Raw genomic sequence first — 18,483 nt, 5'->3', positions numbered from 1 at the left:
ACGCACCGGGCCCTTCCCACGGCGCCGGGCCTCTCCGGCCACCGGGCGCTTCCGCCTACCGGCCGGCGCGGGGCGGTGCGGGCCGCACGCGCAGGGCGTGGCGCATGGCCGGGAGGTAGCTGCGGGCGATTTCATCAGCCGGGAGCGAAGCCACCGGTTCGAGGCGCAGAACGTACCGGGCCATGATCAGGCCACCCAGGTGGGAGGCGAACTCGCAGGCGCGCCGGCGGGCGTCCGCACCGCCGATCCGGGCCGCGATCCGGTCGATCATCTCGCGTTGGACCACCTCGCTGACCAGCACCCCGGCGGCCGGATCCTGGGCGGCGCCGCCCAGCATGGCGCGCAGCGGGGCGGCGTTCTCCGGGTCGTCCCAGACGTGCAGCAGCCGGGTCAGCACCCGCTCCGGCAGGGTCTCCACCTCGCCTTCCAGGACGAGGGCGAGGCTCTCGGCGGGGTTGGTGGCCAGTGCGAGCGCGGCTCCGAACAGGCCCTTCTTGGAGCCGAAGAAGTAGCTGATCAGGGCGAGGTCGACGCCCGCCTCGGCGGCCACCGAGCGCAGGGTGACGGCCTCGTAGCCCTCGGCGAGGAACCGCCGGCGCGCGACGTCGAGGATCTGGGCGCGGGTGTCGGGGCTGCCCGTCCGCCGGCCGCGGCGCGGCGACTTATTCATCACGGTTGAAATCCTAGCGGCGGCGCGCCCACTCTGGCCGCATCGAGCCGGCCCCGCCCCGCACCCGGGAGGCCGGCGCCCGTTCGCCACGGAGAGAAGGACACCCGCCATGACCGTCACCGATCCCAGGACAGGCCTTGGGGCCGCCGCCCGACCCCCGGACGCCGCTCCCGGCGGACCGGCTGTCCGTCACGGGCTGGTCCTGCTCGTCACCTGCCTCGCGCTGGCCACGGTGGTCGCCGCGATGGCCTCGCTCAACGTGGCACTGCCCGAGATCGCCCGGGAGACGCACGGCAGCCAGACCCAGCTCTCCTGGATCATCGACGCCTACAGCCTGGTGTTCGCCGCGCTGCTGCTGCCCGCGGGGGCGCTCGGCGACCGGTTCGGCCGCCGCCGCGCGCTGCTCGTCGGCCTGGCCCTGTTCGGCGCCGGCTCCGGGCTGGCCGCGCTGACCACCGAACCGACCGTGCTCATCGCGCTGCGCGGCCTGCTCGGCGTGGGCGCGTCCCTGGTCATGCCGGCCACCCTCTCCACCATCACCGGAACCTTCCCGCGTGCCCAGCGGGCCCGGGCCGTCAGCGTCTGGGCGGCCGTGGCGGGGGCCAGTGCGGTGGTCGGCCTGCTCGCCTCGGGGACGCTGCTGGAGCTCTGGTCCTGGCGCTCGGTGTTCCTGCTGAACGTGCTGCTCGCGCTGGTGGCGCTGACCGGGACGCTGCTCTTCGTGCCCGAGTCGGCCGACCCGAAGGCCCCACGGCTGGACGTCGTCGGCGCCCTGCTGGTCGTGGCCGGCCTCGGCGCGCTGGTCTACTCCGTCATCGAGGCGCCGACCCACGGCTGGGGGGCGCCGGTGACCCTCGGCGGCATCGCGGCCGGGCTGGCCGTCCTGGCCGGCTTCGTCGCCTGGGAGCTGCGGCGCCGCCACCCGCTGCTGGACCCGAGGCTGTTCCGCAACCGCCGGTTCGCGGCCGGCTCGCTGTCGATCACGTGCCAGTTCTTCGCCTTCTTCGGCTACATCTTCGTGATCATGCAGTACCTCCAGCTGGTGCGCGGCGACACCGCCCTGGTGGCGGCGGTCGGCATGCTGCCGATGGCCGTGACGATGGTGCCGCTGTCCCGCCTCTCCCCACGGCTGACCGCCCGCTTCGGCGACCGCGGCCCCTGGGTGACCGGGCTGGTGCTGATCGCCGCCGCGATGGCCGCGATCGGCGGGCTCGGCGCCGACAGCCCGTACGGGCTGCTCGCGGCCGCCCTCCTGCTGCTCGGAGCCGGTTCGGGGCTGGCGATGACACCCGCGACCACCGCCATCACGGACGCGCTGCCCCGCTCGCTGCAGAACGTCGGCTCGGCGATGAACGACCTCTCCCGCGAGCTGGGCGGCGCCCTCGGCATCGCCGTCCTCGGCAGCGTCCTCGGCGCCGGCTACCGGAACAACCTCGACGTCACCGGTCTGCCGCCGCAGCTGGCCGACGCGGCCCGCTCCTCGCTGGCCGCCGCCGCCCGCATCGGCGGCCCGGTGGCCGGGCACGCCCGGGCGGCGTTCGTCGACGGCATGCACGTCACCCTGCTCACCGGGGCGGGCGTGGCGGCGCTGGCCGCCGTCGCGGTGGCGCTCCTGCTCCGGCGGCCGGACCGGCCGGCGGCTGGGCAGACGGGCGCGCCGGCGGCTCGGCCGACGGGCGCCGACCGCTGAGACGCCGGCCTGCGACCGGCCGCGGGGGCCCACCGCGGCCGGCCCACCGTGTTCTGCCACCACCGGTCCGCCGTGGCCGGCGCGTCGCGGCCCGTCCGGCCTGCCCGTCCACCGGGCCGTCGGCGCGGCGAACACCCCCGGCCACCGCCGTCCGGGTGCCCGGCCCCCGCGGAACGCCGGGTGCGGTGCTGACGTGGACGCGCCCGGCACGACGGGTGAAGATATGGCGCACGCTCGTACGATTTGACGGGTATTGCTCAGAATTACGGGACGTCAGGCCTTTGCCACCTCCCGCGTCCGCTCCTACGCTCCGGCCTCATGCCCTCACCTCTGATCAGCGTCGTACTCCCCGCCTACGACCAGCAGAAACAGCTCCCGGAGTGCCTGGACTCGCTGCTCGCCCAGTCCTTCCGCGACTTCGAGGTCATCGTGGTCGCGGACCGGTCCCCCGACTCCCCGGCCGGGCTCGTCGACACGTTCGCCGCCCGGCACCCGCAGATCACGGCGCTCCACCTGGACGCCTCCGTCGGCGTCGGCGTCAGCCGCAACGCGGGCGCGGCGCGGGCACGCGGCGAGTACCTGCTCTTCCTCGACGCCGACCACCTGCTGCCCCGGGACGCCCTGCAGTCCCTGGCCGACCGGCTGGCACAGACCGGGCCGGTGGACGTGCTGCTGTTCGGTCACACCCGGCGGCACGGCGGGCGGGACTGGCCGGGCGGCGCCGAGGCGCTGCTGGCCGAGGCCGGGCCGGAGGTGTTCGGGCCGCTGGACCACCCCGAGCTGGTCGGCGCGCCCGCGCTGGCCTGGGACCGGCTGCTGCGCCGCGAGCACTGGCAGGGCCGGGAGCTCACCTTCCCGGACGGCCGGTACGAGGAGATCCCGCCGGTCCACGCGGCGATGCTGACCGCCCGGCGGATCGCCGTCCTGCCGCGCGCCTGCGCCCAGCTGCGCCGCCGCGAGACCGTCCACCCGACCGGCTCGCCCGGGAGCAGCCGGTTCGACATCTTCGAGCAGTACGAGCGGATCTTCGCGCTGCTGGACGAACTGGTGGCGCAGCGACCCGAGCTGGACGCCGTCCGGGACGCGCTGTTCATCCGGATGGTCCGGCACTACCTCTTCGTCTTCGACCTCGCCGGGTGCGTGTCGCGCGCCGAGCGTCCGCAGTTCTTCCACCGCGCCGCCGAGCACCACCGCCGGTTCCTCCCGGCCGGGCACCGCCGGCCCGGAGGCCGCGAGGGCGTGAAGTTCTCCCTCCTGGCCGGCGGCGCCTACCCGGCGTTCGAGATGGCCAAGCTCTCCCACATCGCCAAGGGCACCCTCACCGGCTCGGCCCGGCGCAAGGCCTCCTGACGGCGGTCACACGTGAGCCGTGCCGCCGCCCTCGGCCATCGCGGCGGCGATCCGCCGGGCGGTCGCGGCCCACGCCTCGGCGGACGGCGCCGGCAGGGGGTCCGTCCAGAGCGGAAGGGTCGAGCCGCGCAGCTGCATCATGCCCTCGGGCCGGGCGATCAGCCACAGGTGCAGGTGCGCGGCGCCGTCACCCCACCTGTTGACGTGCACCCGGGCGATGCCGCCGAGCGAGAGCAGGGCCGCCTCGACCCTCCCCCGGCCTTCGGCTGGGAGGTGGCCCCCATCCGCATCGGGCCCAGCTCGGCGGCGCGCCCGGGCGGCAGGTCGAACAGGTCGTGGTGGGCGCGCGGCTGGAGCAGGACGACGGCGGGCAGTCCGGAGGGGGCCTCGGCGGTGCTCAGCCGCCAGTGCGCGTCCGTCCAGAGGAAGTCCGCGTCCGGGCGGGCGCACTGCTTGCAGCTCTTGGCCCGTCCTCGCCCTGGCGGGGCGGTTCGGGCAGCTCCGGCGCGTCCAGCACCTTGGTCCGCAGCTCGCCCTCGTACGGGAAGATGTCCCAGGACGGGGCGCCGTCGACCGGGAAGGGCGGCCGCTCGCCGATCGGCAGGCCGGCGAGGTAGGGGCTGGTTCCGTCGGTGGCGCCGGCCTCGTTCTCGGAGATCACGACACCCGACCCTGCCAGATGACACCCCGTCGGAGGTACCCCGGGGTGGCCCGTACCGCGGGCGGGGGCCCGGCTGCGATGATCGGCGGCGGTACGCCAGCCCGCCCCACCCCGGGAGGTCCACCGTGAGCCGACCGTCCGCCACCCCCGGCGCCGACCTCGCCCGGGAGTTGGCCGCCACGCTGCGCGGCGAGGTCCGCTTCGGCGCCGCCGAGCGCACCGTCTACAGCCACGACGCCTCCAACTACCGCCACCTGCCGCTCGGCGTGGTCAAGCCGGCCGACCTGGACGACGTGCGCACCGCGCTCGCGCTCTGCCGCCAGTACGGGGTGCCGGTGGTGCCGCGCGGGGCCGGGACCAGCATCGGCGGGCAGGCGATCGGCCCGGGCGCCGTCGTCCTGGACTTCCGGCGCCACCTGGGCGCGGTGCTCGGGGTGGACCGGGAACGCCGCACCGCCCGGGTCGAGCCCGGCGCCGTCCTGGACGACCTCCAACGGGCCGCCCGCCCACACGGGCTGCGGTTCGGGCCCGACCCGTCCACGCACAGCCGGTGCACGCTCGGCGGCATGATCGGCAACGACTCCTGCGGCGCGCACTCGGTGGCCTGGGGACGGACGGCCGACAACGTGGAGTCGCTGGACCTGCTGCTCGCCGACGGCACCGAGCTGACCGTCGGCGGCCCGCTCTCGCCCGACGCGCGCGCCGCACTGCCGGCGCTGCCCGGCGGGGCCGGCCGACTCCACCGCGAACTCCGGGAGTTCACCGACCGCAATCTCGCCCTGATCCGCCAGGGCATGCCGGACCTGCCCCGCCGCACCTCCGGCTACCCGCTGGACGCGCTGCTGCCCGAGCGGGGGTACGACCTCGCCCGGGCGCTCACCGGCACCGAGGGCACCTGCGCGCTGCTGCTCGGCGCGACCGTCCGGCTGGTCGAGGACCCGCCGGTCCGCGCCCTGGTGGTGGCCGGCTACCCCGACGAGACCGCCGCCGCCGACGCCGTCCCCGCGCTGCTGCCCCTGCGCCCGCTGACCGTCGAGGGGATGGCCGCCGACCTGATCGCCTCGCTGCTCGCCGCCGGGCCGCGCCCACCCGCACTGGACCGGCTGCCCGAGGGCGCCGGCTGGCTGTTCCTGGAGGTCGGCGGCGCCACCGCGCTGGAGGCCTACCAGGCCGCCCGGGAGCTCGCGGACGCGGTCCGCCGCGAGCCCTCGGCCGCCGTCGCCCTGGTCACCGACCCGGGCGAGCAGCGTCAGCTCTGGGGGGTGCGCGAGGCCGGCGCCGGGATCGTCACCCGGCTGCCCGGGGGCGGCGAGGCCTGGCCCGGCTGGGAGGACTCGGCCGTCCCGCCGGAGCGCCTCGGCGACTACCTGCGCGACCTGCGGGCCCTGCTGCGCCGGCACAGCCTGCGCGGAGTGCCGTACGGGCACTTCGGCGAGGGCTGCGTCCACCTGCGGATCGACTTCCCGCTCACCGAGCCCCAAGGGGTGCTGGTGTTCCGGGAGTTCATGGAGCAGGCCGCCGATCTCGCGGTCTCGTACGGGGGTTCGCTCTCCGGCGAGCACGGCGACGGGCAGGCCCGGGGCGAGCTGCTGCCGCGCATGTACCGGCCCGAAATCATCGGCCTGTTCGGCGAGTTCAAGCGCATCTGGGATCCCGGGAACCTGCTCAACCCGGGCGCCCTGGTCGACCCTCGCCCGCTCGACTCCGACCTGCGATTCGCCGGGCCGGTCCGCGAACTGCCGCTCGCCCTCCCGTACGAGCAGGACGACGGCAGCCTCGCCAAGGCGGTGCGCCGCTGCGTCGGCGTGGCCAAGTGCGTGGACCCCGATACCGGGGTGATGTGCCCGAGTTACATGGCCACCGGCGAGGAACGGCACTCCACCCGGGGCCGCGCCCGGCTGCTCGCCGAGATGCTGCGCGGCGGCGTGGGGGCCTCCGGGGGAGCGATCCCGGACGGCTGGCGCTCGCCCGAGGTCCGGGAGGCGCTGGACCTCTGCCTCGGCTGCAAGGGCTGCGCGAGCGACTGCCCGGTCCACGTCGACATGGCCACCTACCGGACCGAGTTCCTGTACCAGCACTACCGCCACCGGCCACGGCCGCTCCCCCACTACTCGATGGGCTGGCTGCCGCTCTGGCTGCGGGCGGTCGCCCTCGCCCCCGGTGCGGCCAACCTGGCCGCCCGCTCCCCGGCGGCCGGGCTGCTGAAGCGGCTCGGCGGGGTGGACCGGCGCCGGGTCGTCCCGGTCTTCCCACCCGAGACCTTCACCCGCTGGTACCGCCGCCACCGCGCCGCCCACCCGGCCCCGGCCGGCGCCCGGCCCGTCCTGCTCTGGCCGGACACCTTCTCCGACCACCTCCAGCCGAACGTGCTGCGCGCCGCCGTCGAGGTGCTGGAACACCTCGGCTTCGACGTCCGGCTGCCGTCCGGCCCGGTCTGCTGCGGCCTGACCTGGTACTCCACCGGCCAACTGGGCACCGCCCGGCGGGTGATGCGCCGCAGCCTGCGGGCGCTGGCCGCCACCGGACTGCCCGAGGACACCCCGGTGGTCGGCATGGACCCGAGCTGCACCGCCACCCTGCGCGAGGACGTGCCCCGCCTGCTCGGCCCCGACGGCAGCCCGCTCGCCCGGCGGACCCGCACCTTCGCCGAGTTCGTCGACCAGTACGCGCCGGACGCCCCGCTCCCCCGGGCCCCCGTCGATGCGATCACCCAGACCCACTGCCACCAGCACGCCGTCCTCGGCACCGCCGCCGACCGCCGGGTCGAGGCCCGGATGGGCCTGCGGAACCGGGTACTGGACTCCGGCTGCTGCGGCCTGGCCGGCAACTTCGGCTTCGAGCGGGGCCACTTCGAGGTCTCGGAGGCGATCGCCGAGCGCGTCCTGCTCCCGGAGGTCCGGGCCGCCGCGCCGTCCACCGTGATCCTCGCCGACGGCTTCAGCTGCCGCACCCAGATCTCCCAACTCGCCGAGGGGCGGCAGTCGCTGCACCTGGCGGAGCTGATGCAGCGGGCGCTGCGCGAAGACGGGTGACGATCCGGCGACCCACCCGCACGGTCTTCTCTCCGGGGAACCATTGGAGTTGAATGGCCGTCACCAACTCGGGCAGACGTCCACTGAGGTTCTGGGGGTTACGGGGAATGCTGGTGGAGGGACTGAGCGCGCTGGCGGCGGCCGGAGGCGCGGGGATCGTCCAGGCGGCGGGGACGGACGTCTGGGCCGGTCTCCGGGAACGCGTGGGCCGGCTGCTGGGCCGGGGCCGGCCGGAAGCCGAACGGGCCGCGCTGGAGCGCCTCGACCGGACCGAGGAGGCCCTTGGGGCCGCCCCGCCCGGCGAGCTGGACGCCGTGTCCGGCCGGCAGGCGGCCTCCTGGCAGACCCGGCTGGAGGACTTCCTCGACGAACTCTCCCCGGAGGAGCAGGCGCCGGCCGCCGAACAGCTCCGGGCCCTGCTCGACGAGGCGGCCGCCGCGCGGGCGGCCGCGTCCGTCCGGGCGGAGAACAGCGGTGTGACGGCCGGCCGGGACATCAGCAACCACGGCGGCGCCATCGGCCGCGACTTCGGCGGCCCGGTCACCATCGGAACGCCCGACCGCCCTACCCCGCCGGGAGCGGCCCCGCGCTGACCGCTCCCGGGGCCCGGCCCGGCCCCGCCGCCCCGCACGGCGGCGTGTACAGCCAGCGCGACCTGCTCAACTCGGGCGGCGTGGTGGCGGAGACCGTCCGCGACGTCCATCTCCACCACCACCCGACCGCCGCCCCGACCGCCCTCGGCCTGCCGGTCCAGGTCGGTGCCGTCCCCCTGCTAGCCGACTGCTACCACCACCGGCCGGCCGTCGACGGCGTGCTCGCCCTCCCCGGCGAAGCCGGCCGGACCGGCAGGCCCGGGACGCCGGGGGCGGGCAGCCGTGGCGGTGTGCCCGGCACGCTGCAGTCGGCGGTACTCAGCGGTCCGGCCGGTACCGGGAAGACCCACGCCGCCGCCCACCACGTCCAACTGGCGCTGCGAACAGGCGCGGTGGACTTCGTGCTGTGGGCCGACGCGGGCAGCGCCGCCTCGGTCCGGCATGCGTACGCCACGGCCGCCGACCGGCTGGGCCTCGGGAGCGCGCTCGGGCCGACGGCGGCCGAGCGGCTGCTCTCCTGGCTCAACACCACCGACCGGAGCTGGCTGATCGTGCTCGACGGCCTGGCCGATCCCGCCGACCTGCCCGCGGTCTGGCCCGCCCCGAGCGCCACCGGCCGGGTCGTCGTCACCACCCGCCGGACGGACCAGCAACTGCGGACCAGCCGGCGCCGGGTCGTTCGGGTCGGGCCCTTCACCGCCGAGGAAGCGGCCGGCTACCTGGCCGACCGGTTTGCCGTACACGATCTTGCCCTGCCCGCAGGGGAGCTGTCCGAGCTCACGGCCCGCTCCGGCCGCCTCCCGGCCGACCTGGCGCAGACGGCCGCCCGGATCCTCACGGACCCCGGCGCCATGCCCGGGCTCCACCCGCGCCGCGGAACCGTCCAGCACGGCCGACTCAGCGGCTGCGACCTGTGCCGGCTCCCGTTCGAGGGGGCCGCCGTCACCCTCGTCCACGCCCCCGAGGACGCCCTCTGGGCGCGCTGGGCCGAGGCCGTCCTGCACCGGGCCGGCCTGACCGTCCTCCCGGAGGCCGGCGAATGGACGCTCACCCTGCTCTCCCCCGCATTCCTGCGCGAGCGCCTGACGCCGGGCCCGCCCGGGACCGGGCTCGGCGGCGCCCCCGGGCGGGCCGTCACCCTCCGGATCGAGCCCGTCCCCGTCGACGGCCCCGTGGTCGACCTGGTCGGGCTCGGGCCCGAGCAGGCCGCGACCGCCCTGCTCGCCGCGGTGGGCGGCGCGGACCGGGCACCCGACCTGACCGGCCTGCGCCACCCCGGCTCCGTCCCCGCCCACTTCAAGGTGCCGCCCCGCCACCCGTCCTTCACCGGCCGCCGGGCGGTGCTGGACCACCTGCACCGCCAGCTCGGCGCCGGGGTGGCAGCCGTCCTGCCCACCTCGCAGACCCTCTACGGCCTGGGCGGGATCGGCAAGACCCAGCTCGCACTGGAGTACGCGCACCGGTACCGGGCGGAGTACGACCTGATCTGGTGGATCGACGCCGAGCAGACCGAGTCGGTGGCCCTCGCCCTGGCCGGCCTCGCCCGACGGCTCGGGCTGCCCGTCGGCGACTCGGTCGCCGAGGCCGCCGAGGCCGCCCGGGAGGCACTCGGCCGCGGCAACCCGACCACGCGCTGGCTGCTCGTCTTCGACAACGCCGACGAACCGGCCGACCTGCGGCCGTACTTCCCCGACGGGCCGGGCCGGATCCTGGTCACGTCCCGCAACCTCGGCTGGACCAGGGCCGCCAGCGCGCTGGCGGTCGACGTCTTCACCCGCCGGGAGAGCACCGAGCACCTGCGCCGCCGGGTCCGCTCCCTCTCGGACGGCGACGCCAACGCGGTCGCCGAGGCCCTCGGCGACCTGCCGCTCGCCGTCGAGGTCGCAGCCGCCTGGCTGGACGCCACCGCGATGCCCGTCACCGCGTACCTCGCCGAACTCCGGCACGCACTCGCCGCCGAGGGCGCCTTCGACTACCCGCGCTCGGTGGCCGCCACCTGGGGCGTCTCGATCGGCCGGCTGCGCGTGCAGTCCCCGGCCGCAGCACGGCTTCTGCAGCTCTGCGCCTACTTCGCGCCCGAGCCGATCTCGACCGGCCTGCTCTACGGCGACCGGATGGTCGAGGCCCTCGCCGGGTCCGACCCGGCCGTGACCGACGCCTTCGCCGTCGCCGCCGCCGTCCGCGCCATCGGCCGCTACTCGCTCGCCCGGGTGGACGCCGAGGCGGGCGGCCTCCAACTGCACCGGCTGGTCCAGACGGTGGTCCGGGACTCGCTGGACGGCACCGGGCCGCAGCTCGACGCCAAGCACACGGTGCACCGGATCCTCAGCGGCGCACGGCCCGTCCTCGGCGACACCGACGACCCGGCCAACTGGCCCGCCTTCGAGGAGATCTGGCCGCACCTCTACCCCTCCGACGCGCACCTGTGCGACGAACCGGAGACCCGCATCCTGCTCATCGACCGCGTCCGCTACCTGAGGCAACGCGGAGAACTGGCGCAGGCGCTGGAGCTCGGGCGGTCGCTGTTGGCACTCTGGGCCGAGAAGCTCGGCTCGGACGACCGGCAGACCCTGCTGCTCCGCTTCCAACTCGCCAATGTGCTGCGCGCGCAGGGCGACTACCACGGGGCGCTCGCCCTGGACGAGGCCACCCTGGAGCGCCAGCGGGCCCTGCTCGGCGAGCACCACCCGTACACCCTGATGACCGCCGGCTCGCTCGGCGCCGACCGGCGGGCGCTCGGCCGGTTCCAGGCCGCGCTCGACCTCGACCGCGAAATCCTCGACCGGTTCCGCGAGTTGTTCGGCGACGACAACCCGCGCACGCTCTCCATGGCCAACAACCTCGCCATCGACCACCGGCTCGTCGGCGACAGCGGCGCCGCCCGAGAACTCGACCGGGAGACGCTGGACCGGCGCACCGCCGTACTCGGCCCGCGCCACCCGTACACCCTCTCCACCAAGACCTGCCTCGCCCGCGACCTGTGCGAACTCGGCGACCACGAGGGCGCGATCGCGCTCCTGCGGGAGGTCATGGCCGACCTCGAAGGCGTGCTGGAGCCCGACCTGCCGGAGCACCTGCGCAACGCCACCCTGCTGGGCACCGCACTGCGCCGCACCGGACGACTCGCGCAGGCGCGCCGGATCACCGAGGAGGCCTTCGACCGCTACCTGGAGCGGTACGGCTTCGATGCCCCCGACGGGCTGGTCTGCGCGCTCAGCCGGGCCGGCGACCAGAGCGCCGCCGGCGACCACGCGGCCGCCCACCGGCTGACCGCGCGCGTCCACGGCGCCTACCGGCAGATGTTCGACGACGAGCACCCGTTCACCCTGGCGTGCGCCAACAACCTCGCCGTCTACCGTCGCCGGGCCGGGGACTCCCGCGCGGCCGCCCGGGACGGCCGCACAACGGTGGACGCCCTCACCCGGACGGTCGGGCCGGCCCACCCGTTCACCCTGCACGCGACCGTCAACCTCGCCAACGCCCTGACCGACGAAGGCCGTCACGCCGAAGCCGGGCAGCTGCACCGCCAGGCCCTCGACGGCCTGGCCGGCCACTACGGGCAGGACCACCCCGACACCCTCGCCTGCGCGGCCAACCTCGCGCTCACCCTCCTCAGGGAGGGCAACCCCGCCGCCACCGACCTGCACCGGCACGCCGTCGCAGCCCTCGCGCGCCGCCTCGGCGAGGACCATCCGGACACCCTCGCGGCCCGCGCACTGCGGCTCCTCGACCGCGAACTGGAGACCCAGCCGACCTGAGCACCGCCGCCGCAGCCGGTCGGGACGACCGTAGGCTCACCCCGTGACGGATGAGATACAGCGGCTCGTCAACGGGCTGGCCGGCCAGGAGTTCGTGGGGGACGCGTGCATGCTCCTCGACCAGCACCTGGAGCGCGGTGACACGGCGTACCTGGCTGCCTTCGGCGCGGCACTGCACGCGCGCTACGGCTCGGGTACGGCGGGCGCCGAGCACCGGTACCTGTTCGACCGGATCCTGTGGGACGTGACCACCACACCCGGGCGGGAGAACGTCGGGCACGCGATGCGGCTGGGGCTCGCCACCCGGACACGGACCGGCAGGCCGGTCCGCCGGGCGGCCGCCGTTCTGGCCGCCCATCAGTCCGTGGCGGACCTCGCGGCACTGTTCACACCGGGTCGGCCGTACGACGACACCCCCGACGAGTTGCGCGCCTGCCTGATCCACGAGCTGGTGCTCAGGGACGCACCGGTCGCGCAGTCGCCGGAAGCGGTGCGGTGGGCGGCGAACTCGCCGTTCTGGAACGACCACCCGCTGGCCTGGCTGCCCTGGTCGCTCTCCCCGGTGGAGCGCAGGCCCGCTCTGCCGAGGTACTCCCGCGGCGGGGTGGCGTACGGCTCGGGCTACGGGCTGCCGCAGGGCGCCAGGCCGCCGGGCGGCGATCCCGGCGGCGTGCCGTCCGTGCGAAGGATCGCCGAGGAGCACACGATCACCGCGGCCGTGGAACCCTGGGCGCGGCGGCACAACGGGCGGGTCGAGTCGGGGATCTACGTCGCCGACGCTCCCGTCGGCCCCGGCGCCGTGCACGCCGTCCTGGCCTCGCTCCCCATGGCCTGCCTGGCGGAGCTGGCCGACCCCGGCCATCTCAGGGTCCGCACGGGATCGCCGGCGGAGGCCTGGCGCCTGCTCTTCGCCGCGGCATCCACCGGTGCAGGCCCGGAGAGCGACTGGTGCTACGGCGCGTACGGCCGCCTGGCCGCGTGGCAGTCACTGGCAGCCCTGTCGGACGCTGCCCACGGCGCCTCACCCGCCGAGGTGGAGCAGCGGGCACAGGAGTGCGCCTGGTACGGCTTCCAGGCGTCCACGCACTGGTTCAACCAGGATTCCAAGGACTTCGCGCTCCTGACCCTCTCGCCCGGAGGCCACCGGCTGGCCGTGCTGGCAGCCACCGACTACGAGGGCGGGTAGGCGGGAAGCGGCCGGTCCCAGGCACCGTGTGCACAGGAAGGCGCCCGCCCGCGCCACGGCAGCAAGGCTACGGCTCGCGACCTCCGCGAGCCGGCGCACGATGCCCTGCGGGTCGTCCTCGTCGACAACGCCCCGCCGCTACCGGCCCGGCACCGCTACGCGCCCTGCGGCTGCTGCACCTCCGTCGACCTCGGGTCCTCCTCCGCGCAGACCGCCGAGACGAACTCCGCCAGCCGGGCCTGCGGCAGCCCCCGGGCGATGTCGGCCTCGCTGATCATCCCGACGAGCTCGTGCTCCGGGTGGTTGATCACCGGCAGCCGGCGCACCCGGTACTGCTCCATCACCCGCAGCACCTGCTCGGCGTCCTCGTCCGCCTCCACCGTCATCGGCCGTCCCTGGGCCAGTTCGCCCGCGGTGACCTCCGCCGGGTCGCGGCCCTCGGCGACGCACTTCAGCACGATGTCCCGGTCGGTGACGATGCCCAGCAGCTTCTGCCGCTCGCCGCAGATGGGCAGCGCCCCGACGTCGCGTTCCTTCATGATCCGCGCTGCGGTGGCGAGCGTCTCGTGCTCACGGATGCACTCCGCGCCCGGGTGCATGATGTCGCTGGCTCTGGTCATGATCGGCCTCCTGACGTGCCTGTCACTGCCGCTGCCGCTCACTCCATCGTGGTCCGGCCCCGCGGGTGCCGCCACCGGGCCCGCCCTGGCCCGCCAAGGCGTGCCCGACGGTTGGCGCCGGACGCCGACCCGTCGGGCGGGGCCTAGACCGACGCCTCCGGGCGGCCCCCGTTCTGCGGAGGGTCGGCCGGCGGCTCCAGCGGCGAGTGCTCCAGCAGCTCCTCCAGCGGCGGCAGTTCGAGCTGCTCCACCGGCGGAAGCCGCGGCCCGTCCACGACCGGACCGGCCGCCGCCTCCTCCTCCCCGCCCCCGTCCCCCTTCGCGGCCGACTGCCGCTGCACCTCGGCGGCGCTGTCCAGGAACCGCAGCAGCTCGACCGGGAACGGCAGCACCAGCGTCGAGTTCTTCTCCGCCGCCACCTCCACCACGGTCTGCAGCAGCCGCAGTTGGAGCGCCGCCGGGGTCGCGCTCATCACCGCCGCCGCCTCCGACAGCCGCGCCGACGCCTGGTACTCGCCGTCCGCCGTGATGATCCGCGCGCGGCGCTCCCGCTCGGCCTCCGCCTGCCGGGACATCGAGCGCTTCATCGACTCCGGCAGGGCGACGTCCTTGATCTCCACCCGGTCGATCTCGATGCCCCAGCCGAGCGCGGGGCTGTCGATCATCAACTCCAGGCCCTGGTTGATCGGCTCGCGGTTGGCCAGCAGGTCGTCCAGCTCGCTCTTGCCGATGATCGACCGCAGCGAGGTCTGCGCGACCTGCGAGATCGCGAAGTTGTAGTCCTGCACGTTGACGGTCGCCCTCACCGGGTCCTCCACCCGGAAGTAGACGACCGCGTCCACCCGCACGGTCACGTTGTCGCGGGTGATGCCCTCCTGCGCGGGGATCGGCATCGTCACGATCTGCACGTTCACCTTGCGCAGCCGGTCGGCCAGGGGCATCAGCATCACCAGCCCCGGATCCCGCACCTGGTCGCGCACCTTGCCGAAGCGGAACACCACGCCGCGCTGGAACTGCTGGACCACCCGGAGGCTCAGCCCGGCCACCACGGCCGCCAGCAGGATCACAGCGACAATGACTCCCACGACCACATCGACGCCCATCACGGCCTCCTCGCGCCCACCGGCGAGTCCCGGCGTCGCCGGCCCGGCCCAGCCGGTGGCCGCCGGAGCAGCTGATTCCACGCTACGCCTGCGCGGGCCCCGCCGGAACGCGCGGACTCCGCAGCCGTGGCGGCCCAAGCCCTAGGATCGGGCCCATGCCCCAGCCCGCCGACGAAGGCCCGGCCGCCGATCCCGACGACCCGCGCCACCCCGCCGCGGCCGCCGCCCGGGCCGAGGGGCTGGCCGCGCTCGACCGGGTGGTCACCGGCTGCCGCGCCTGCCCGCGCCTGGTCCGGTGGCGCGAGGAGACCGCCCGCACCAAGCGCCGCGCCTACCTCGACTGGGACTACTGGGCCCGCCCGATCCCCGGGTTCGGCCCGCCCGACGCCCCGCTCGTCCTGGTCGGCCTCGCCCCCGCCGCCCACGGCGCCAACCGCACCGGCCGGATCTTCACCGGCGACCCCTCCGGCGACCTCCTCTACGCCGCCCTGCACCGGCTCGGCCTGGCCAACCGCCCCGAGTCCGTCCGGTACGGCGACGGACTGCGCCTGCACGGCGTCCGGATCACCGACCCGGTCCGCTGCGCACCGCCGGACAACACGCCGACCACCGGCGAACGCGACACCTGCCGCCCGTGGATCGTCCGCGAGCTGGAGCTGCTGCGGCCCACCGTCCGGACGGTGGTCGCGCTCGGCGGCTTCGCCTGGCAGGCGCTGCTGCCCGCGGTCGAGGCCGCCGGCTGGCAGCTCCCCCGCCCTCGGCCCGCCTTCGGCCACGGCGCCCACGTCACCCTGCCGGCCCGCGACGGCGGCCCGCCGCTGGAGCTGTACGGGTGCTACCACGTCAGCCCGCGCAACACGAACACCGGCCGGCTGACCACCCCGATGCTGCGCGACCTGCTCCGCACCGCCGCCCGCTCGGCGGGGCTCGCCCCGCGCGAGGAGGAGTGACGGGCTCAGCCGAACCGCGCCGGCGTCCGCTTCTCCGCGCGGGCCCAGACCACCGGAAGCTCCCGCCGCGCCGCCTCGGCGGCCGCCAGCTCCTGCGCGTACAGCACGCCGTACCCGAACGTCTCGCCGGAACCCTCCGCCTGCTCCCGCAGGGCCGCCGCCGCGACCACCGCGTCCTGGTGCTCGCCGAGCACGTCCTGCACCGCCTTCATCCGCTCGACGTACCTCTCCGCCGCCCGGCCGCCCACCGGCACCGCCGTCTCCCCCGCGTACCGGGCCCGCTTCGCCGCCTTCCGGGCGTCGTGGAGCGCCTCGTCCCGGACCTGCGCGGTGCCGTCGTCCTCGGCGGCCAGCGCCCGCCGCACCCGCTCCGCCGTCCGCCGCTGCTCCCGCGCGGCGACCCTGGCCAGCTCCCGCCCGGCGACCCGCTCCGCCCGCCCGCGCAGCGGCGGTTCGGCCAGCAGCGCGGCCAGGCCGTCCGCCAGGGCTCGCCGCCGCGGACTGTCCAGCGCCGCCACCACCTCGGGCCGGACCCGCCGGTACTCGGCCCGCCCCCACCGCTCCACCTCGGCCGCCACGCGCTCCGGGCCGCACGCCGCCGGCAGCTCCCGCGCCCGCGCCACCAGCCGCTCGCGCAGCACCTCCCGGTCCCGGGCCCGCCCGAGCGCCGCTCCAAGCCAGCGCAGCTCGGCCACCAGCACGTCGGTCGCCCCGGGGGCGAACAGCCTCCGGTACGTCCGCAGCGCGCTGCGCAGCCGCCGGCAGGCCACCCGCATCCGGTGCACCGCGTCCGGCTCGTCCTCCCGCACGGCATCGTCCAGTCCGGCCAGCACGGCTGCCTGCGCCCCGATCCGGTCGAGCAGTACCGCACCGACCGTGGGACCGTCTGCGCCCACGCGCACTCACCCCCTCCTCGGGGCCTCCGGGACGCCTTCCAGGCTAGGTCCTCCGCCGGGCCCCGGCAGCGCCCCGAACCCGTCCCGCCGGTGAACCCCGCGCCCCCGGCGCCCGCGAGCGGACGGCCGCCGCGGGGCAGTGCCCGCGACCGCTGCCCGCCGGCCCCCGACGCACCCTCGTGCGGGATGTAAGCGCCGTGGCATACTCCGGGGCGTGACGACTTCCACCCCGGCGACGAGGGCCCTGCGGGCCGCGGTGTTCACCGCGCTCGCCGTGCCGCTGTCCGCGCTGGGCCAGGTCGTCATCACCGGTCGCCCGCTGCCGCTGACCCTGGTGGCCGCCGCGGTCGTCGTCGTCTTCCTGGTGGCGGGTGTGCTGGCCGGCGGGGAGCGGCGGCTGTTGCACATCTCGGCCGTGCTGGTCCCGGTCGAGCTGCTGCTCAACACGACCTTCAACCTGGGACAGGCCGGCTGTGGGCCGGTGCTCGGGGCGGACCACGTCCCCGCGCGCGGCGTGAACCTGCTGGTGTGCGGCGGCGGCTCGGTGGACGGGTCGCTGTTCTCCGGACAGTTCGGGCATGCCGGGCCGGTCGCGCCGGCGGTGACCCAGCTGCTGGTCCTGCTGGTCCACCTGATGGTGGCGCTGGCCGCGGCCGCCTGGCTGCGGCTGGGCGACGCCGCCCTGTCCGGTCTGGCCCGGGCGCTGCGGGCCCTGCGCCAGTCGGTGGCGGCCCCGCTGCGGGCGCTGCTCCTGCTGCTGGCGCCGGTGCCGGTCCGCCCGGTGCGGCGGGTACCGCTGCCCGCCTCGGACCGCCCGCGGCCGCGCCGCGAGGCCGTGGTGCTCAGCCCGGCGCCCCGGCGCGGTCCGCCGCTTCTCGCGCCTGCCTGCTGACGCCCCGCGTCCGTCACCCCGCTGCCCGGCAGCGGCCGACGCCGCCCGCGCAGGCAGTGCGCACAACTCCCGCGTTCACCGACCGAGCCCCCCTCGTCCCGCGCACGTGCCGGCGCCCAGCGCCGCCACCGCGACGAGGCGGGCACCCCCGCGCGCGCCCGCGCGCCGCGTACAGGAGTTGACCCACCATGGCCCAGCCCACCGACAGGCCCACCCGTAAGCAGTCCGAGAAGATCAGCGCCCGCCAGCGGATCCAGGAGGCGCAGCGCCTGGAGCAGCTGGCCGCCAAGCGCCGGCAGCGGATCGTGGTCGCCGTGTCGATCGTCGCCGTTCTCGCCCTGGCGGGCGGGACGGTGCTGGCGATCACAGCGGCGGGCGGCGACAAGTCGTCCTCCTCCGACACCACGGCGGCGGCCGAGCCGACCGCGCTGGTCGTCCCGGCCAACGCCGGCGGCCCGGACGGCACGGTGATCACCTACGGCAAGGCGGACGCCGCGCACACCCTTCAGGTCTTCGAGGACTTCCGCTGCCCGGTCTGCAAGAACTTCGAGGCGACCAACGGCGACACCGTCAGGAAGCTGGCGGACGACGGAACGGTCAAGGTGGAGTACCACCTGGCCGCGTTCCTGGACAAGAACCTCGGCGGCAAGGGCTCGCGCACCGCGCTGGCCGCCGTCGGGGCCGCGCTGAACGAGGGCGTGGACAAGTTCAAGCAGTTCCACGACGTGCTGTACGCCAACCAGCCGGACGAGCGCGAGGACGGCTTCGGCAACGTCAACCACCTGCTGGACCTGGCCGACAAGGTGCCGGGCCTGAAGACGGACGCCTTCGTCAAGGCGGTCACCGACCGCACCTACGCGCCGTGGGCGGCGAAGGTGGCGGACGCGTTCAACGACAGCGGGGTGACGGGCACGCCGACGGTGAAGATGGACGGCAAGCCGATCACCCTGTCCAGCGGGAACCGCGCGGTGACGCCGGAGCAGTTCACCACGCAGGTGAAGCAGGCCGCGGGCTTGCAGTGAGCACCACCGGCCCGGCCGACACCCCGGCCGGGCCGGCCCTTCTCACCCACCGGAGTGCTC

At 75.8% G+C, this 18,483-nt stretch carries 15 protein-coding genes; 9 read left to right on the top strand and 6 right to left on the bottom strand.

The features are described 5' to 3' along the window. Nucleotides 1–55 precede the first annotated feature (55 nt). Nucleotides 56–670 carry a TetR family transcriptional regulator gene (locus OG286_RS32725; protein WP_396323967.1) on the bottom strand — a complete coding sequence of 205 codons (615 nt, stop codon included), beginning with the start codon at nt 668–670 and terminating at the stop codon, nt 56–58. Between the two features lie 109 nt (nt 671–779). On the opposite strand from OG286_RS32725, the gene OG286_RS32720 reads away from it, so the two are divergent. Both OG286_RS32720 and OG286_RS32715 read left to right on the top strand, forming a co-directional pair. Beyond that, on the top strand, nt 780–2,360 hold the full coding sequence (locus OG286_RS32720; RefSeq protein ID WP_396323946.1) for an MFS transporter: 1,581 nt from the start codon (nt 780–782) through the stop codon (nt 2,358–2,360). 318 nt (nt 2,361–2,678) lie between these two features. Further along, nucleotides 2,679–3,710, top strand: coding sequence for a glycosyltransferase family 2 protein (locus tag OG286_RS32715; protein WP_396323945.1), 1,032 nt, complete (start codon nt 2,679–2,681; stop codon nt 3,708–3,710). A gap of 6 nt (nt 3,711–3,716) precedes the next feature. On the opposite strand, the gene OG286_RS32710 is transcribed toward OG286_RS32715, so the two are convergent. Together OG286_RS32710 and OG286_RS32705 are read right to left on the bottom strand one after the other, a co-directional pair. Continuing rightward, a complete protein-coding gene (locus OG286_RS32710) occupies nt 3,717–3,920 on the bottom strand; it encodes a hypothetical protein (RefSeq protein WP_396323944.1) in 204 nt (67 codons plus the stop codon). A 187-nt stretch (nt 3,921–4,107) separates the two neighbouring features. After that, nucleotides 4,108–4,371 carry a hypothetical protein gene (locus tag OG286_RS32705; protein WP_396323943.1) on the bottom strand — a complete coding sequence of 88 codons (264 nt, stop codon included), beginning with the start codon at nt 4,369–4,371 and terminating at the stop codon, nt 4,108–4,110. Between the two features lie 125 nt (nt 4,372–4,496). On the opposite strand from OG286_RS32705, the gene OG286_RS32700 reads away from it, so the two are divergent. The 4 genes from OG286_RS32700 to OG286_RS32685 all read left to right on the top strand — a co-directional run bounded on the left by OG286_RS32700 (nt 4,497) and on the right by OG286_RS32685 (nt 12,940). After that, entirely contained in the window at nt 4,497–7,403 is a 2,907-nt protein-coding gene (locus tag OG286_RS32700) for an FAD-binding and (Fe-S)-binding domain-containing protein (RefSeq protein WP_405365963.1), read from the top strand. Nucleotides 7,404–7,516: 113 nt separating this feature from the next. Beyond that, nucleotides 7,517–7,996 carry a hypothetical protein gene (locus tag OG286_RS32695; protein ID WP_396323941.1) on the top strand — a complete coding sequence of 160 codons (480 nt, stop codon included), beginning with the start codon at nt 7,517–7,519 and terminating at the stop codon, nt 7,994–7,996. A 44-nt stretch (nt 7,997–8,040) separates the two neighbouring features. Continuing rightward, entirely contained in the window at nt 8,041–11,754 is a 3,714-nt protein-coding gene (fxsT, locus tag OG286_RS32690; RefSeq protein WP_405365962.1) for an FxSxx-COOH system tetratricopeptide repeat protein, read from the top strand. Nucleotides 11,755–11,797: 43 nt separating this feature from the next. After that, the gene (locus OG286_RS32685; RefSeq protein WP_396323939.1) at nt 11,798–12,940 is read left to right on the top strand and encodes a DUF6183 family protein; all 1,143 of its coding nucleotides are present in this window, start codon (nt 11,798–11,800) and stop codon (nt 12,938–12,940) included. Nucleotides 12,941–13,095: 155 nt separating this feature from the next. On the opposite strand, the gene OG286_RS32680 is transcribed toward OG286_RS32685, so the two are convergent. Together OG286_RS32680 and OG286_RS32675 are read right to left on the bottom strand one after the other, a co-directional pair. Continuing rightward, nucleotides 13,096–13,560, bottom strand: a complete 465-nt coding sequence (locus tag OG286_RS32680; RefSeq protein ID WP_396323938.1) for a CBS domain-containing protein — start codon at nt 13,558–13,560, stop codon at nt 13,096–13,098. A 143-nt stretch (nt 13,561–13,703) separates the two neighbouring features. Further along, nucleotides 13,704–14,663, bottom strand: coding sequence for a slipin family protein (locus tag OG286_RS32675; RefSeq protein ID WP_396323937.1), 960 nt, complete (start codon nt 14,661–14,663; stop codon nt 13,704–13,706). Nucleotides 14,664–14,818: 155 nt separating this feature from the next. Here OG286_RS32675 and OG286_RS32670 point away from each other — a divergent pair, with 155 nt between their 5' ends. Next, entirely contained in the window at nt 14,819–15,613 is a 795-nt protein-coding gene (locus tag OG286_RS32670) for a uracil-DNA glycosylase (protein ID WP_396323936.1), read from the top strand. 5 nt (nt 15,614–15,618) lie between these two features. On the opposite strand, the gene OG286_RS32665 is transcribed toward OG286_RS32670, so the two are convergent. Further along, nucleotides 15,619–16,515 carry a CHAD domain-containing protein gene (locus OG286_RS32665; RefSeq protein WP_396323935.1) on the bottom strand — a complete coding sequence of 299 codons (897 nt, stop codon included), beginning with the start codon at nt 16,513–16,515 and terminating at the stop codon, nt 15,619–15,621. A 208-nt stretch (nt 16,516–16,723) separates the two neighbouring features. Here OG286_RS32665 and OG286_RS32660 point away from each other — a divergent pair, with 208 nt between their 5' ends. After that, nucleotides 16,724–17,401 carry a hypothetical protein gene (locus OG286_RS32660; RefSeq protein ID WP_396323934.1) on the top strand — a complete coding sequence of 226 codons (678 nt, stop codon included), beginning with the start codon at nt 16,724–16,726 and terminating at the stop codon, nt 17,399–17,401. Nucleotides 17,402–17,589: 188 nt separating this feature from the next. Next, nucleotides 17,590–18,423, top strand: coding sequence for a DsbA family protein (locus OG286_RS32655; protein ID WP_396323933.1), 834 nt, complete (start codon nt 17,590–17,592; stop codon nt 18,421–18,423). The last annotated feature ends 60 nt before the right edge of the window (nt 18,424–18,483 follow it).

This window comes from Kitasatospora sp. NBC_00039 (assembly GCF_045160625.1).
Taxonomy (GTDB): Bacteria; Actinomycetota; Actinomycetes; order Streptomycetales; family Streptomycetaceae; genus Kitasatospora.
This window is presented reverse-complemented; position numbering and strand designations above follow the sequence as displayed.

Bases quoted from the DNA above. Each gene is read 5' to 3' on its own strand.
- OG286_RS32725 (WP_396323967.1), bottom strand. From the start codon at position 670: ATGAATAAGTCGCCGCGCCGCGGCCGGCGGACGGGCAGCCCCGACACC.
- OG286_RS32720 (WP_396323946.1), top strand. From the start codon at position 780: ATGACCGTCACCGATCCCAGGACAGGCCTTGGGGCCGCCGCCCGACCC.
- OG286_RS32715 (WP_396323945.1), top strand. From the start codon at position 2,679: ATGCCCTCACCTCTGATCAGCGTCGTACTCCCCGCCTACGACCAGCAG.
- OG286_RS32680 (WP_396323938.1), bottom strand. From the start codon at position 13,560: ATGACCAGAGCCAGCGACATCATGCACCCGGGCGCGGAGTGCATCCGT.
- OG286_RS32675 (WP_396323937.1), bottom strand. From the start codon at position 14,663: ATGGGCGTCGATGTGGTCGTGGGAGTCATTGTCGCTGTGATCCTGCTG.
- OG286_RS32670 (WP_396323936.1), top strand. From the start codon at position 14,819: ATGCCCCAGCCCGCCGACGAAGGCCCGGCCGCCGATCCCGACGACCCG.
- OG286_RS32655 (WP_396323933.1), top strand. From the start codon at position 17,590: ATGGCCCAGCCCACCGACAGGCCCACCCGTAAGCAGTCCGAGAAGATC.